This window comes from Amycolatopsis japonica (genome assembly GCF_000732925.1).
Taxonomy (GTDB): Bacteria; Actinomycetota; Actinomycetes; order Mycobacteriales; family Pseudonocardiaceae; genus Amycolatopsis; species Amycolatopsis japonica.
This window is the reverse complement of record NZ_CP008953.1, coordinates 941,816-955,811: the sequence shown is the minus strand read 5'-3', so window position 1 is coordinate 955,811 and position 13,996 is coordinate 941,816. Positions and strand designations below refer to the sequence as shown.

The 13,996-nt window shown below is 69.0% G+C and carries 16 protein-coding genes; 7 read left to right on the top strand and 9 right to left on the bottom strand.

Annotated features, from left to right (window positions below; genetic code table 11):
• Positions 1 to 121: 121 nt before the first annotated feature.
• From AJAP_RS04825 to AJAP_RS04815, 3 genes are read left to right on the top strand one after another with little or no spacing between them, the layout of a single operon-like run.
• Positions 122 to 1,207 carry a LolA family protein gene (locus AJAP_RS04825; RefSeq protein WP_038508511.1) on the top strand — a complete coding sequence of 362 codons (1,086 nt, stop codon included), beginning with the start codon at positions 122 to 124 and terminating at the stop codon, positions 1,205 to 1,207.
• Positions 1,204 to 2,199: an ABC transporter ATP-binding protein gene (locus AJAP_RS04820; protein ID WP_037340939.1), complete on the top strand. Its 996-nt coding sequence runs from the start codon at positions 1,204 to 1,206 to the stop codon at positions 2,197 to 2,199. Before AJAP_RS04825 ends, AJAP_RS04820 begins: the two co-directional genes overlap by 4 nt.
• A complete protein-coding gene (locus AJAP_RS04815; protein WP_038508509.1) occupies positions 2,196 to 3,065 on the top strand; it encodes an ABC transporter permease in 870 nt (289 codons plus the stop codon). Before AJAP_RS04820 ends, AJAP_RS04815 begins: the two co-directional genes overlap by 4 nt.
• Before the next feature lie 64 nt (positions 3,066 to 3,129).
• On the opposite strand, the gene AJAP_RS04810 is transcribed toward AJAP_RS04815, so the two are convergent.
• From AJAP_RS04810 to AJAP_RS04790, 5 genes are all read right to left on the bottom strand, one after another.
• Positions 3,130 to 4,233: a serine hydrolase domain-containing protein gene (locus tag AJAP_RS04810; RefSeq protein ID WP_038522400.1), complete on the bottom strand. Its 1,104-nt coding sequence runs from the start codon at positions 4,231 to 4,233 to the stop codon at positions 3,130 to 3,132.
• Positions 4,234 to 4,367: 134 nt separating this feature from the next.
• A complete protein-coding gene (locus tag AJAP_RS42400) occupies positions 4,368 to 4,724 on the bottom strand; it encodes a hypothetical protein (RefSeq protein WP_051972341.1) in 357 nt (118 codons plus the stop codon).
• 225 nt (positions 4,725 to 4,949) lie between these two features.
• Positions 4,950 to 5,966, bottom strand: a complete 1,017-nt coding sequence (locus AJAP_RS04800; protein ID WP_038508507.1) for an ABC transporter ATP-binding protein — start codon at positions 5,964 to 5,966, stop codon at positions 4,950 to 4,952.
• The gene (locus AJAP_RS04795) at positions 5,966 to 7,612 is read right to left on the bottom strand and encodes an ABC transporter permease (protein ID WP_407639396.1); all 1,647 of its coding nucleotides are present in this window, start codon (positions 7,610 to 7,612) and stop codon (positions 5,966 to 5,968) included. Before AJAP_RS04795 ends, AJAP_RS04800 begins: the two co-directional genes overlap by 1 nt.
• Positions 7,588 to 8,640, bottom strand: coding sequence for a thiamine ABC transporter substrate-binding protein (locus AJAP_RS04790; RefSeq protein WP_038508501.1), 1,053 nt, complete (start codon positions 8,638 to 8,640; stop codon positions 7,588 to 7,590). The genes AJAP_RS04795 and AJAP_RS04790 overlap by 25 nt, the downstream gene beginning before the upstream one ends.
• Positions 8,641 to 8,715: 75 nt before the next feature.
• Here AJAP_RS04790 and AJAP_RS04785 point away from each other — a divergent pair, with 75 nt between their 5' ends.
• The gene (locus AJAP_RS04785; RefSeq protein ID WP_038508499.1) at positions 8,716 to 9,006 is read left to right on the top strand and encodes a 4a-hydroxytetrahydrobiopterin dehydratase; all 291 of its coding nucleotides are present in this window, start codon (positions 8,716 to 8,718) and stop codon (positions 9,004 to 9,006) included.
• Positions 9,007 to 9,383: 377 nt separating this feature from the next.
• On the opposite strand, the gene AJAP_RS04780 is transcribed toward AJAP_RS04785, so the two are convergent.
• Entirely contained in the window at positions 9,384 to 9,722 is a 339-nt protein-coding gene (locus AJAP_RS04780) for a winged helix-turn-helix transcriptional regulator (protein WP_038522394.1), read from the bottom strand.
• A 17-nt stretch (positions 9,723 to 9,739) separates the two neighbouring features.
• The gene (locus AJAP_RS04775) at positions 9,740 to 9,931 is read right to left on the bottom strand and encodes a hypothetical protein (RefSeq protein WP_038508497.1); all 192 of its coding nucleotides are present in this window, start codon (positions 9,929 to 9,931) and stop codon (positions 9,740 to 9,742) included.
• Between the two features lie 215 nt (positions 9,932 to 10,146).
• On the opposite strand from AJAP_RS04775, the gene AJAP_RS04770 reads away from it, so the two are divergent.
• The gene (locus tag AJAP_RS04770; protein WP_038508495.1) at positions 10,147 to 10,521 is read left to right on the top strand and encodes a hypothetical protein; all 375 of its coding nucleotides are present in this window, start codon (positions 10,147 to 10,149) and stop codon (positions 10,519 to 10,521) included.
• 91 nt (positions 10,522 to 10,612) lie between these two features.
• Positions 10,613 to 11,974: a M20/M25/M40 family metallo-hydrolase gene (locus AJAP_RS04765; protein ID WP_037340924.1), complete on the top strand. Its 1,362-nt coding sequence runs from the start codon at positions 10,613 to 10,615 to the stop codon at positions 11,972 to 11,974.
• A 39-nt stretch (positions 11,975 to 12,013) separates the two neighbouring features.
• On the opposite strand, the gene AJAP_RS04760 is transcribed toward AJAP_RS04765, so the two are convergent.
• Both AJAP_RS04760 and AJAP_RS04755 read right to left on the bottom strand, forming a co-directional pair.
• Entirely contained in the window at positions 12,014 to 13,075 is a 1,062-nt protein-coding gene (locus AJAP_RS04760) for an ankyrin repeat domain-containing protein (protein WP_038508492.1), read from the bottom strand.
• Positions 13,076 to 13,087: 12 nt separating this feature from the next.
• A complete protein-coding gene (locus AJAP_RS04755) occupies positions 13,088 to 13,462 on the bottom strand; it encodes a hypothetical protein (protein ID WP_038508489.1) in 375 nt (124 codons plus the stop codon).
• Between the two features lie 54 nt (positions 13,463 to 13,516).
• Between AJAP_RS04755 and AJAP_RS04750 the strand changes: the two genes are divergently transcribed.
• Positions 13,517 to 13,993, top strand: coding sequence for a hypothetical protein (locus AJAP_RS04750; protein WP_038508486.1), 477 nt, complete (start codon positions 13,517 to 13,519; stop codon positions 13,991 to 13,993).
• Positions 13,994 to 13,996 lie beyond the last annotated feature (3 nt).

Genomic DNA, 13,996 nt, shown 5'->3' with positions numbered 1-13,996 from the left:
CGACCTCTCAGCGCCATCTCAGCCGGGAAGGCGGAGTCTGAGTGGTATCTCAGCGTTTCCGGGGAAGCGTTGTCGCCAAGACCCGAGCACACTGGGGTTCGGGGAAACAGGGAGAGACAGCATGGATCCGAAGAGGAAGGCCATCACCGCGGCGGTGGTGGGCACGGCGCTCGGCGTCGGCGGCCTCGCCGTCGTCGCGATGCCGGCCACCGCGGGCGACGCGCCCGTCCTGCCGCAGATCAGCGCCGAAGAGCTGGTGCAGTCGACGCTCAACGCGAAGCCGTCGGCGTTCGACGGGAAGGTCAAGGTCAGCAACGACCTCGGCCTGCCGCAGGTCGGCAGCACCCTGCCCGGCGTCTCGGCGCTCGACGTCGACTCGGCACAGATTTCGACCGACGGGGCGGGCAAGAGCAAGGTTTCGCTCACCGAGGGCTCCAGCCAGCAGACCATCGTCCGGAACGGCCAGACGGTCTGGGAGTACAGCTCCAAGGACAACTCGGCCACCAAGGTGACCATCCCGGACGGGCTGGCCAAGGAGCACCAGGAGAAGAGCAAGAACGTCGACCCGGCGACGGTGGCGTCGGAACTGCTCGGCAAGGTGCGCGAGAGCAGCACGATCGCCGTCAGCGGGACGGCCTCGGTGGCGAACCGGTCCGCGTACGAACTGGTGCTGACCCCGAAGCCGACCGAGCGGACGCTCCTGCGCGAGATCCGCGTCGCGATCGACGACCAGACCCGGCTGCCGCTGCGGGTCACGGTGCTGGCGAACGGCACTTCGTCCCCGGCGCTGGAGGTCTCGTTCAGCGAGATCAACTTCGCGGCCCAGCCGGCGTCGAACTTCGAGTTCACCCCGCCGAAGGGCGCGAAGGTGACCGAGAAGACCGCCGAGGTCGACCCGAAGAACCGTGAGCTGGCCGAGCAGGCGAAGTCCGACATCAAGGTCGTCGGCGACGGCTGGGACACCGCGATCACGGGCAAGATCCCGGCCGACGCGCTGTCGAAGGCCGGTCAGGCCAAGGACGAGGAAGGCCGTCAGGTCGACCCGAAGGCGCTGCTTTCGCGGTTCGCCAAGCCGGTCAGCGGTGCCTGGGGCAGCGGCTGGCTGGTGACCACCAAGGTCGGCAGCGGCGTGCTGACCGACGACGGCCGCTACGCCGTCGGCGCGGTGCCGGAGCAGGTCCTCTTCGAGGCTTTGGCCGCGAAGTGACCACCACTTTCGAAGCCGGGACGGACGCCTCCCAGGAGGCGTCCGCTCCGGCGGTACCCATGGCGGCCCGCACCAGGGGCCTGCGCAAGGTCTACGGCCGCACGGTGGCCGTGGACCACGTCGATCTCGACGTTCCCGAAGGCGCCGTGCTGGGGATGCTCGGCCCCAACGGTTCGGGCAAGACGACGACCATCCGGATGTTGCTCGGTCTCGTGCGGCCCACGGAGGGCGAGGTCGAACTCTTCGGCAGGAAGATGCCCGACGAGGCGGCGCACGCGCTGCCCGACGTCGGCGCGCTCGTCGAGGGACCGGGTTTCCACCCTTTTCTCTCCGGGCGCGAGAACCTGCTGCGCGTGGCCGCGGCCGAACCGAGGCTGGCCTCGGCCGGGATCCCCGGAGCGGTCGACGCGGCGCTTGAGCGCGTCGGCCTGACCGACGCCGCCACCCGGCGATACAAGGGGTATTCGCTGGGGATGAAGCAGCGGATGGGGCTGGCGAGCGCGCTGCTCGTGCCGCGGCGGATGGTCGTGCTCGACGAGCCGACCAACGGCCTCGACCCGGCGGGCACCAGGGAGATCCGCCGGATCATCGCCGAACTGCACGCCGACGGCGTCACCGTGCTGGTGTCGTCGCATCTGCTGGCCGAGGTCGAGGCGACCTGTACGCACGTCGCGGTGCTCCAGTCCGGGAACGTGATCGCCCAAGGCGAGCTCTCGGAACTGCTGGAGTCGGGGAACGCGGCGCTGCTGGTGCGGACGCCGGACGCCGAACTCGCGGTGGAGACGTTGCGGGAGAACAGGATCGGCAGCAGGCTCACCCCGGACGGCGTCCGCGTGGACCTCACCGCCGCCGAGGCGCCCGACGTACTGCGTCATCTGGTGACGGCCGGGGTGGCCGTGCACGAGGCGGCGCGGGCCCGGACCGGCCTGGAGGACCTGTTCGCCCGGCTGACCCAGCCGGAGTCCACTGTAGACGGTGAGGGGGAGTCGTGACCCACGCTCTGGCCGCGGCACCCGCGGCGAGGACCGGCCGGGACAGCATCGGCCTGCTCCGGCTGTATCGCGCCGAACTGCGCTGGATCTTCCGGCGGCCCCGCACGCTGGCCGTACTGGGCCTGCTCGCGCTGATCCCGATCGTGATCGGGGTCGCGCTGACGCTGGTCGACGCGTCCGAAGCGGAAGGCGGCCGGGACGGCGCACTGCTGGCCTCCGCGATGAACAACGGGTTCGTCCTGCCGGTCGCGGCGCTGACCATGACACTGGCGCTGCTCCTGCCGCTCGCTTCGGCGATGGCCGGGGCGGACGCGATCGCCGGCGAGGCCGCGCACGGCACCTTGCGGGGCTGGCTGATCGCGCCGGTCGGCCGGGGCAAGCTGCTCGCGATCAAGGCGTTCGGCGTCGCCACCGTCTCGCTGATCGCGGTGCTGGCCATGACCTTCACCGGATTCGCCACAGGGCTGATCGTCAGTGGCGCCGATTCGATGTTCACGCTCACCGGCTCGACGCTGAGCGTGTGGGACGCGCTGGGCAGGCTTCTGGTAGTGGCGCTGTGGATCACCCTGCAGCTGTGGGCGGTCGGCGCGGTCGCGCTCGCGATCTCGTCGTTCACCGAACACCCGATGCTGGTGGTCGCCTCGGTGCTGGCGGGCACGATCGTGTTCACCATCCTCGGTTTCCTGGACGCGGTCTCGTGGCTGCATCCGTTCCTGCTCAACAAGGATTGGGCGCAGGCTCCGGCCGCGGTGCTGATGGACCCGCTGGACATGTCGATGCTCGGCGAGGGTGCCCTGCGGGCCGCCTGCTACGTCGTCATCGGGCTCTCGATCGCCTACTCGCGTCTGACCACCCGGGACGGCTGACCCGCGTTTCGTCCTCTGAATGCGGTCCTTGCACGCGCAACGACCGCATTCAGAGGACTGATTGCTAGCAGAAGACGGCCGTCGCCATGGAGACCACGGCTTCGGTGGACGGGTCCCGCTCGTGCGGGTTGAGGGACAGGGTCAGCGACTTGCCCTTCCCGTCGGTGAAGGCGACGGTGAGGTAGCCGATCAGCTGTCCCGTGTGCCCCAACACCGGCTTCGGGCCGGTCGCGCAAGGGATCGCGAACTCCTGCAAGCCCAGGCCGTACCGGAACAGCGGGACCGCTTCCCTCATCCGCCGCATCTCCGTGAGGCTCGCCTGGCTCGTCAGCCTGCCCTCGATCAGAGCGGTGACGAAGGTGGTCAGGTCGCGGGTGGTGGAGACCATCTCCCCGGCCGCCCAGTCCAGTGAGGGATCCATGTCGGTGGCGTCCACGATCGACGGCGGGGTCGTGGGCAGCGGTTCGTAGCCGCGGGCGTGCGGAACGGGCAAAGACGAGCGGTGGCCCGGGACGCTGGTGTGCGTGAGGTGGAGCGGGCGCAGGATCCGCCGCGTCACCTCGTCGCCATACGGGCGGCCGGTCAGCTTCTCGATCAGCAGACCGGCGACGACGTAGTTGGTGTTCGAGTAATGCCAGGACTCGCCTGGGGTCTCGAAGTCCGGGCCTTTCGCGAACGCCACCTTCAGCAGTTGCGAAGGCGTGTAGTCGTCGAAGCGGGCACTGGCTCGCCAGCGATTGGTCGAGTAGCCGGGTTCACTCATGTAGTCGTGCAGGCCGCTGGTGTGCTGGAGGAGGTGCCGGACGGTGACGCGACCGCCGTCGGGCACGACACCGGGCAGATGGCGCTCGATCGGATCGTCGAGCGCCAGCCGTCCCTCGTCGGTCAGCTGCAGGAGGACGGTGGCCGCGAAGGTCTTGGTGACGCTGCCGATCCGGAAATGACCGCCGGCGACGGCGGGCGCGCCGGAGGCCAGATCGCGCACGCCCACCGCGTCCGACCACTGGCGGGTGCCGTTCCGGACGTGGATCAGCCCGGCGGTGATGTCCCGGCCGTCGGCGAGGGCGATGAGCCTGCCGTGCAACTCGGCGACCGGGATGTCCGGCGTGGCCGGTGCGGCGGCCGGAACGACCGCGAGAACGAAGGACAAGATCGTCTTCAGGAGCATGGAGACGACGGTATGGCGGGCGAGCCCGGCGGACACTGCGGAAAACCGCAGGTTTCGGCCCGGACCACCGCATTCGGCCGGCCTACCGCATTCAGAGGACTAAATGCGGAATTGACAGATGCCGTAAAGATCGGTCAGGATTCATCATCCCGAGAGGACGGCAACGACGCATCCAGAATAGCTCGAACATGCCGGGCTTGCTCCTCAAGAGTGCCGACCTGGTCCGGATCCGCGGGAGCGAGGGTGTCCGCCGCCGGGTAAGGGCCGCGGTTGCCGGTCATCAGGTAGACGCGCTTACCATCAGCCATGTCCCGCATCATCCCGCTCGCGTGGGCGTTAAGCCTAGCGCCTTGCACGGCGAGCAACCAGCCGTCCTTCTCAAGAGAAGCACGCAACTTTACGAGCGCATCCAGAACATCGTAACCGGGAAACTCGAGGTACCCGGCAGGGCCGTCGAACTCCAAAATGACCTCGTCACGCGTGCCGCTCACACCGAGCCGACACACGTGACGGTCAGTTCCGCGCGTAACAAGAACCTCACTCGCCCGACTTGACACCATTACTCGACCCTCGCCACGGAAAATAATTGTACCAGCATCGACGCGCGAGCAGGCGCGAACGATGAATTGCTTAGCGAGCCCGCCAGGAAACGCCACTTCCCTTTCGTAGCCAGCGCCCACCCCACACGACCAGTAGAGCAACCCGCATTCAGAGGACTAAACGCGGAGTTGGGCGACGCCGTCCGGGTCCAGAGCGAGCCGGACGGTGTCCCCGGGACGCAGGTCGGCGGTGACCGGCGCGACCGCGTCCACTGTGGACAGATCGCCGTCGGGCGCGACCACGAGCCGGACGTGCTCCCGCCGGTGCACCACGGCGACGACCTCGCCTTCGACGCCGTCCGGAGCCACACGGAGCCCATGCGGCCGCAGTCCCAGCCGCACCGCGCCGTCCTCGACGTCGGGCAGCGCGACCTCACCGAGCGGCGTCCGCACCACACCGCCGGAAGCCTCCCCGTCGACGAACGTGGTCACGCCGAGGAATCGCGCCACGCCCTCGTCCACCGGCTGCCGCCAGACACGGCGCACCGCGCCCTCCTGCCGGATCTCGCCGTCTTCGAGCACGGCGACGCGGTCGGCGAGCGTGAACGCCTCTTCCTGATCGTGCGTGACCAGCAGCGCGGTGATCTTGCTGCGCCGCAACAGGGCGGCGAGGTCGATCGCCAGCTGTTCCCGCAGTCCGGCGTCCAAACCGGACAGTGGCTCGTCCAGCAGCAGCAACCGCGGCTCCGGCGCCAGCGCGCGGGCGAGCGCCACGCGCTGCGCCTGCCCGCCGGACAGCTCGGTCACCCTCCGCCGCTCGTAGCCGACGAGCCCGACCAGCTCCAGCAGCGCACGGACGCGGTCCGCGTGCTCGGCGCGCGGCACGTCGTGCATTCGCAGGCCGAACGCGATGTTCGAGGCGACGTCCTTGTGCGGGAACAGTTGCCCGTCCTGGAAGACCAGACCGAACTCCCGCCGGTGCACCGGGACACCGGCGAGATCCTCGCCGTCCCACCGCACGGTGCCCGACGTCAGCGGCTCCAGCCCGGTGATCGCCCGCAGCAGCGTCGACTTCCCCGAACCGGACGGGCCGAGCAGCGCCAGCACCTCGCCGTCGGCGATGTCCAGCCGGGCGTCCTTCACCGCCGCGAAGGATCCATAGTGGACGGTCAGATCCCGTACCGACAGCGACACTAGAACTCCCCTACCGAATTCTGCCCGCGGACCGCGCCGAACCGGTCGATCAGCACCACCGCCACCACGGTCACGATCATGAGCAGCGCGCAGGCCGCGTAGGCCATCTGGTTGTTCAGCTCCCCCGGCCGCGAGATCAGCGTCGCGACGGCGACCGGCAGCGTCGGCGCGTCCGGCCTGGCCAGGAAGCTCGTCGCGCCGAACTCGCCGAGCGCGACCACGTAGCCGAACCCTGCCGCCGCGACCAGGGAACGCGCCGTCAGCGGGAGATCGATCTCGCGCCACACCCGGCCGGGGCTCGCGCCGAGTGTCGACGCGGCCTGCCGCAGCCGGACGTCGACCGACCGCAGTACCGGCAGCACCATCCGCACGATCAGCGGGATGATCACCAGCGCCTGCGCGAGCGGCACCAGCAGCGGCGACGTCCGCAGATCGCCCGGCAGCGCGTCGAGCGTGACGAGATAGCCGAAACCGACGGTCACCGCGGACACACCCAGCGGCAGCATCAGCGCGGCGTCCATCGTCTCGCCCATGCCCCGCGCCAGCCTGCCGGGCGTGCGGCGCAGCGCCACCAGCACGACCGAGGCCAGCACGCCGACGATCATCGCGAGCGTCGTCGCGTCGAACGCCGTCCGCAGGGACATCGACGCCGCGTCCCAGCCCGAAACCTGGAGCGCGTTGCGGGAGCCTTGCCCGGCCAGCGCTTCGTACCCCGCGAGACTCCAACCGTCCGAAGTGGACACGGATTCGATCAGCAACGCCACGATCGGCGTCATCAGGAGCGCGATCACCGCGAGCCCGGCGGTCACCGCCCACCACTCGCCGCCCCTCGGCCTCCGCGCGGTCTCGCTCCGCGAACGCAACCGCACCGCGTTCTCCCGGCGCCGCCTCGCGAGCGCGCCCACGACGAGCGCGGCGACGACGGCGGCGAACTGCACCAACGACAACGCGGCCGCGCCGGAGAGGTCGAGTAGCTGGACGGTGCGCAGGTAGATCTCGGTCTCCAGCGTGCGGTACTTCGCCCCGCCGAGGATGAGCACGACCCCGAAACTGGTGGCGCAGAACAGAAAGACCACCGCGGCCGAGGATGCGATGGCCGGTGCGAGCGCGGGCAGCGTCACCGAACGGAAGGCACGCCACGGCGATGCGCCGAGCGCACGGGCCGCGTCCACGGTGCGCGGGTCGAGATGGCTCCACAGCCCGGAAACCGTGCGCGCGACGACGGCGACGTTGAAGAAGGCGTTGGCCAGCACCAACGGAAGCAGCCCGCCATCGGGCCAGAGCGCGCGGAACGCCAGGCCGACCACGACGGTCGGCAGCACGAACGGCACCAGCACGAGTGTCCGGACCAGCGAAACCCCCGGCAGCCGCACCCGCGCGAGCAGGAACGCGACCGGCAGTCCCGCGAGCACCGCGACGATCGTCGAAACCCCGGCGCTGGCGACGGTGAATCCCGCGAGTTTCCAGGTCAGCGGGTTCCCGATGGCCGTGCCGACGCCGCCGGAGCCGAAGCCCCGCCCGATGATCGCCGCGACCGGCCAGGCGAAGAACACCACGAGGAAACCGAGCGGCAGCACGGCGAGTGCGGCCAGCCCGGCTCCACGGAAAGTCGGCTTGGAAGTCAGCCTTCGAGTAGCGTGCGCCACTGGGCGATCCACTGCTCGCGCCCGGCCTGGATCTTGGCCGGTTCGAGCGTCTTCGGCTGCTGCGGCAGGGGCGCGGCCTGCGCCCAGCCCTGCGGGAGCTCGACACCCTGACGGGCCGGGTACACGTACATGTTGCTCGCCACGGTGACCTGGAACTGCTGCGACAGCAGGAAGTCCACGACCTTGCGGGCCTTCTCGACCTGTTTGCCGCCCGCCAGCACACCCGTGTACTCGACCTGGCGGTAGCAGGTGTCCAGCAGCGCCTTCGTGCGCGGCTTGCCGTCGTCGCCGATCTCGGCGGCGGGCGAGGAGGCGTAGGAGACGACGATCGGGCGCGGGCCCTTGCCCGAGGAGCCGGAGAACTCCTTGCTGTATGCCTCTTCCCAGCCGCTGACCGTCTTGAGCCCGTTGGCCTTCAGCTGCGTCCAGTACCCCTGCCAGCCCTGCTCGCCGAACTGGGCGATGGTGCCGAGCAGGAACGCCAGCCCTGGCGACGACGTCGCGGGGCTCTCGGCGACCATCAGGTCCTTGTACTTGGCGTCGGTCAGATCCGCGAACGACTTCGGCTCCGGGATCCCCTTGTCCACGAAGTACCGGGTGTCGATGTTGACGCAGACGTCGCCGAGGTCGACCGCGGAGAGCCGGTGGCCGGGGTCGACGGAGTAGCGCTGCGGGCCGCGATCGGCCTCCGGGCTGGTGTACTGCTCGAAAACGCCCTCGGTGAGCGCACGCGAGGCGAACGTCGAGTCGATGCCGTACGCGACGTCACCGATCGGATTCGCCTTGGTGAGCACCAGTTTGTTGGTCAGCGCGCCCGCGTCACCCTGCTTGAGCACGGAGATCTTGATCCCGGACTGCCGCTCGAACGCGTCGAGGACGTCCTGGGGCGCGAGCCACGAGTCGTGTGTCACGAGCGTGACCGTCGCCGGCGCCTGCGGGTCGTTCCCCGTGTTCCCGGAGAGCGAGCAGCCCGCGACGAGGGCGGCCACCGTGCCAGCCGCAACGACCGTGCGGAGGGCGCGTTTCATCTAGCCTCCTGCGTTCTTCAAGGGGGGACCCGTGGCAAACGTGCAGCGTAGCCGACGGCGTACCACCATGGAGTCATGGCGGAAATCTTGAACGACCAGCAGGCCGACGAAGCCGTGACCAAGCTCTCCGGCTGGACCCGTGACGGCGTGACGATCGAGCGGACGGCGAAGCTGCCGAGCTTCCCGAAGGCCATCGAAGCGGTGGACAAGGTGGCCGAATTGGCGGAGGCGGCCGACCACCATCCCGACATCGACATCCGCTGGCGGACGGTGACGTTCCGGCTCAGCACGCACTCCGCCGGCGGGCTGACGGAGAAGGACTTCTCGCTTGCGTCGCAGATCGACGGGGTACTCGCCGACATGTGACGTCCGCTACGACCGCGCCACAACTCCGCTTCTCGGACGTCACCCCGATAGGGACACAACGAGAAAGGACGAGTGATGACGCAGGCGATCGTGGTGGGGTTCTCGGCGTTCGGCGCGATGGTGGCGGCCGCCGCGGGAGTGCTCTGGTACACCGCGCGCGAACGGCATCACCAGCACGATCAGTGATCTTGATCACACTGGCGTTTCGAAGGTAACGCGGAGCCTGATCAACGCGCTGTTCCCGGCGGACCTGTCGCTTCTCTCCCCCGGGGAACCGCCGTGAACAACGCCTCCATCACCGCCGCCCAGCGCGCCTGGGTGACCACCTTCGCCGCCGCCATCACGCTGCTGACGATCGTCGTACTGGGCCTCCTCGGTTAACCCGGGTAAGCCTCACGGGCGGCGACGAGCTCCGGAAGGTGCTCCGCCGCCCATTTACGGCACGCCTCCATCGGCTCGAACAACGTCCGGCCGAGCGAGGTGAGCTCGTACTCCACCCGCGGCGGCGTCTCGTCGTACGCCGTCCGCGTGATCATTCCGTCGCGCTCCAGAGCCCTGAGGGTCTCCGTGAGCACCTTCGACGTGACTCCCCTCAAGGGCACCCGCAGCTCGGAGAACCGGCGCGGCCCTTCTTCCAGGCACTGCACGACCAGGCCCGCCCATTTGTCGCCGATCCGGAACGGGGTCAGGTTCGACGGGCAGCCGGGCGCGAACATGTCGGGACTCAACGGCTTCACCCGTTCGAAGTTACCCTCGCCCACGCCGCCAGTTCGACCGCTGCTTCCCGGTAGGTGCGTGAGCCGGTGGACATCGCGATGACCAGGTCGTACGCATCGTCCTCCGGCGCGTCGAGGTCGTACCCGTTGGGCACCCGGAGGTCTTCCGCGAGTGCCAGGAGGTCTTCGACGGTGAGGTACTCGATCACTGGGCGAGGCGGTCGAGCAGGGCGGCGTAGCGCTCACGGCCGTCCTTCGACAGCGCCCGGACACGATCGTCGCGGACGCGGCGCGCGGCGGCCTCTTTGGTATCAAGAGGTCGTACGCAAAACCGCGTAGGCCTGATTGCCGCTTCCGGGCCGACGCCCTGGGCCGCCGCGAGCGGGACTCTTCAGTGGTCTTGAAACCCAGTGAGGAGCTCGCCATGAACCGTTCCACCGCCGCCGTCGCCAACGCCTTCTTCCTCTTCGTCGGCGTCGCCGGCCTGATCATCCAGATCGCTTCGGGCGTCCCGGGGTTCCCGGACATCCCGCCCGGGCCGTTCATCCTCGGCGTGACCGGGATCCTCGTGCTGACGCTGGCCGCCAAGTACCGGTGGATCCTCTTCCTCGGCGTCGCCGCGCCGGTGTTCATCCTCGTCGGCGCGTTGCTCGAAGGGTCGTTCTGGGGACGTCTCGCCGACGTCGGCGACTTCGGCCCCTTCGTCGGGACCGTGCTGCTGATCGGCGGGGTGATTGCCGCGGCGGTCTCCGGCGCCGTCGCCATCTCGGGGGCCTACCGCCGGGTCGCCGTGCGCTGAACCGGAAAAAGGGGACGATCGGAGGTTGCTCCGGTGACCGGCGCGCTATTGGCTACTCGGACGAGTTTCTTCGAGAAGTGAGGGGTGTTCCATGGCAGGTCTGCGCAGACGTGAGGTGCTCGCGGGCGCGGTGGCACTGGCGGGCGCGGCGACGATCGGGCTGAACCCCGGCACCGCCGCCGCGGCCACGCAACAACGTCCGGGCGCGCAGTTCCCGCCGTCGCTGGACTTCGGGGACTACCCCGTGATCGCGCGCGTGCGGTCGCGGCGGGCGCTGGAGCACCTGCGGGTGCTCAGCGACAAGATCGGCCCCCGGATCGCCGGCACCGAAGGCGAACTGCGGGCCAGGGACTACATCGCGAAGGTGCTTCGCGACCTGCGCTACCAGGTGACGTTGCAGCCGTTCCCGATCGCCGACAAGTTCCTCGGCGGCCTGACGATCGGACGCGACAGCTGGCAGACCGGCTCGTCGCCGCAGGGCGCGCAGGACGTCACCCGTGAGGCCGTCGTCGTCGACGCCGGTGACGGCAGCACCCTGCCCGACGACCTGACCGGCAAGATCGTGCTGATCGCCGCCGTGGCGAACAAGGCCGACGCGTACCTGACGGCGGCGCAGCGCGGAGCGGACGCCGTGCTGCTCGGCCGGATCGGCGCCGACCCGGCCCGCAAGCTGTCCGCCTTCTCCCCGACGCTCGCCACCCCGGTCACCATCCCGGTGCTGGGCCTGGCCCAGGTGCAGGTGGAGCGCCTGCGCGAACGGCTCGCCAAGGGCTCGGTCACGGTCAAGGCGACGGCCACGCACCACAAGAACCTGACGTCGTACAACGTCATCGCCGAGCGGCCCGCCACGTTCCCCGGCAAGGACGAAGGCGTGGTCATGGTGACCGCGCACTACGACAGCGTCCCCGGTTCCCCCGGCGCCAACGACGACGGCAGCGGCACCGTGCTGTGCCTGGAGCTGGCGCGCGTCCTGCGATACCTGCCGACGAACAAGACGCTGCGGTTCGCGCTGTGGGGTTCGGAGGAGTACGGGCTGATCGGCTCGCGGCACTACGTCAAGAACCTGTCCGACCCGGAGGCGCAGCGGATCGCGGGCTGCTTCCAGAACGACATGGTCGCCACCAGCTGGGACCCGGCCGTCACCTACTGGCTGCTTTCGGTCGACGGTGCGGACAACGCCACGACCGCGGCCGTCAACGCCGCCGCCAAGCGGCTCGGCTACGACCCGCGGGTGAAGGGTCCGGTGGCGCGCGGTTCGAGCGACCACGTGCCGTTCTTCGAACGCGGGATCGCTTCGGGCAACTTCAGCTGGCGTGGCGAAACCGGCCCGGCGCTGCTGGAGCCGACCTACCACACGCCGGAAGACACCATCAAGGACAACGTTTCCCTTGAGCGGCTTCAGGTTTCGCTGGAGCTGATCGGTTCCGCCGCGTACAGCCTGCTGCGGAAGTGAGGCTCGCCGGGTGTCCTCATCGGGGGCACCCGGCACTCCTCAGCGTGTGTAGTCCACCGCTCCCAAGGCGATCGGGGCCGGGTTCTTCGCGACCCAGGCGACGGCGAGTTCGCTCAAGCGATCGAGGTGGTCGTCCGCCCCGCGGCCCGACCGGATCTGCTTGGCGATCTCCTTGGCCTCACGGAGTTCTTCCTCGCCGAGAGGTTCGCCCTGCGCGAGGAAACCCGGGAACGCGTCGACCATCGCGCGATAGGCACGGTCCCAGTTCGCCCCGCCGTTGCGGAACATCTCGTCGGAGATCCGGCCGGTGACGCGGATGGCCTCGCACTGCACCGTCGCGCCCGCGCCGCGCGACGGGACGAGAAGCTCCCACAGCGCTTTGTGCCGCTCCTGCCAGGATCCGTCGGGCACGACGATCGGCGAAACCCCGTCGTGCTTCGACCGCCGCGCGACCGGCTCGACGTCGAAGATCCGGTACAGCTCGCTGAGCGCGGCGTCGGTCTCTTCGAGGAGATCCCGGTTGAAGGTCTCGCGGTGGAACTCGAAGCCACTACCGATCCGTTCGACCTTCTGGCGCATCTCGGCCGTGATGCTCGCTCCGTGGTCGAGCAGCAGCTTCGCTATCTCGGCGGACTCGCGGAGGTAGGCGTTTTCCGTACTGATCAGGCATCGCATCAGCAACGAGTCACCGCGCCTGTCGTGAATCGCGGTCGACGCCCCGTGCTCGATCAGCACTCGCACGGACTCGGTCCTCAGCCTCTCGACCGCCGCCTGAAGCGGCGTTTTCCCGGAGGTATCGACCGCATCGATGTCCGCGCCGAGCGAGAGCAGCAAAGGAATCTGCTTCGTGGCACCGCGGGAAGCCCGCGCGTGAAGCGGTGTCCTGCCGTAGCTGTCCGGGGTGTCGACGGCGAGCCCCTGCCCGGTCAGCCAGACGATGAGCTCGTCCGGGCACTCCGGAAAGCCGATCGCGGTCCCTTTGCTGTAGCCGCCCCGCGCGTCGATCTCGCATTTGCCGAAGACGGCTTTGAGTTCGTCCACCGATGCCGAGGTCAGCATCTCCTGGAAGTCCTTGGGAAGGGTCTTTCGCTTTCGTGCCATCGTCTTCGCCTTTCAGCCGAACTTCGGGCGCAGCTGTTCGCGCATCGTCCGGAAGTTCTTCGGCTTCACGGCCCAGCGGTCCTCGTCGGTGTCCTCGAACGTCACTTCGTACTTTCCGGCCGTCCGGTCGAACTGCACGAGGATCTTCACCGGCAGCTTGTCGCCGGGTCGGTAGTAGCCGCCCAGGTACGCGTCCACCGCGGCTTCGATCCTCGGCCACTCGCAGGCCACGGGCGTGATGACGTCTCCGGGCGAGTACGCGTACCCATACGCACTGCGGAACCCTTCCCCGAATTCCAGGATCATCGCCAGCGATTCCCAGCCGTCGGCCGGTCCCATGGCATCGACCAGCGATCTGATGAGATCGACGGTGGCGTCGTTCGACACTGTTCTCCTCGGATTCGGTTACCGCGCGGCTGCCGAGATCCTACGATCCCGACCATGAACGGCGTGCTGACCAGCGTGGTCGCGATCTCCGGCACCTTGGCCGGTTCGACCCTCACGTACCTGCTCGGATTGCTGAACACGCGGCGAACGGAGCGGACCGCTCGTGACGAGCGGCTTCGGCAGGAACGGATCGCCGCGTACGTGGCCTTCGCCGAAGCCATGACCGAACTGCGGCAAGGCGTGATCGCGAAATGGTTCCTCAAACAGCGCTCGGCGCCGGACGAGGAGATGCGGGCCGCGCACACGGAATCCGACAAGCGCGGGGCGACGGCCGATCACGCGCGGCTCAGGATCCAGATGCTCACCGACGATTCCGAGATCCTCCGGCTCGTCGACGCCACCTTCGAACCGATCGAGGCCCTGCACCGAGCTCCGGATCTCGCCGCCGTGAAACAGCATGAAGAACGCAGCCAGGAAACCCTGTCCGTGTTCATCCGAACCGCCGGGCGGCAAGTCCGCGACCTTCCCTGACGG

Bases quoted from the DNA above. Each gene is read 5' to 3' on its own strand.
- AJAP_RS04750 (WP_038508486.1), top strand. From the start codon at position 13,517: ATGAACGGCGTGCTGACCAGCGTGGTCGCGATCTCCGGCACCTTGGCC.
- AJAP_RS04780 (WP_038522394.1), bottom strand. From the start codon at position 9,722: ATGTTCGCGCCCGGCTGCCCGTCGAACCTGACCCCGTTCCGGATCGGC.
- AJAP_RS04765 (WP_037340924.1), top strand. From the start codon at position 10,613: ATGGCAGGTCTGCGCAGACGTGAGGTGCTCGCGGGCGCGGTGGCACTG.
- AJAP_RS04785 (WP_038508499.1), top strand. From the start codon at position 8,716: ATGGCGGAAATCTTGAACGACCAGCAGGCCGACGAAGCCGTGACCAAG.
- AJAP_RS04810 (WP_038522400.1), bottom strand. From the start codon at position 4,233: ATGCTCCTGAAGACGATCTTGTCCTTCGTTCTCGCGGTCGTTCCGGCC.
- AJAP_RS04790 (WP_038508501.1), bottom strand. From the start codon at position 8,640: ATGAAACGCGCCCTCCGCACGGTCGTTGCGGCTGGCACGGTGGCCGCC.
- AJAP_RS04825 (WP_038508511.1), top strand. From the start codon at position 122: ATGGATCCGAAGAGGAAGGCCATCACCGCGGCGGTGGTGGGCACGGCG.
- AJAP_RS04770 (WP_038508495.1), top strand. From the start codon at position 10,147: ATGAACCGTTCCACCGCCGCCGTCGCCAACGCCTTCTTCCTCTTCGTC.
- AJAP_RS04760 (WP_038508492.1), bottom strand. From the start codon at position 13,075: ATGGCACGAAAGCGAAAGACCCTTCCCAAGGACTTCCAGGAGATGCTG.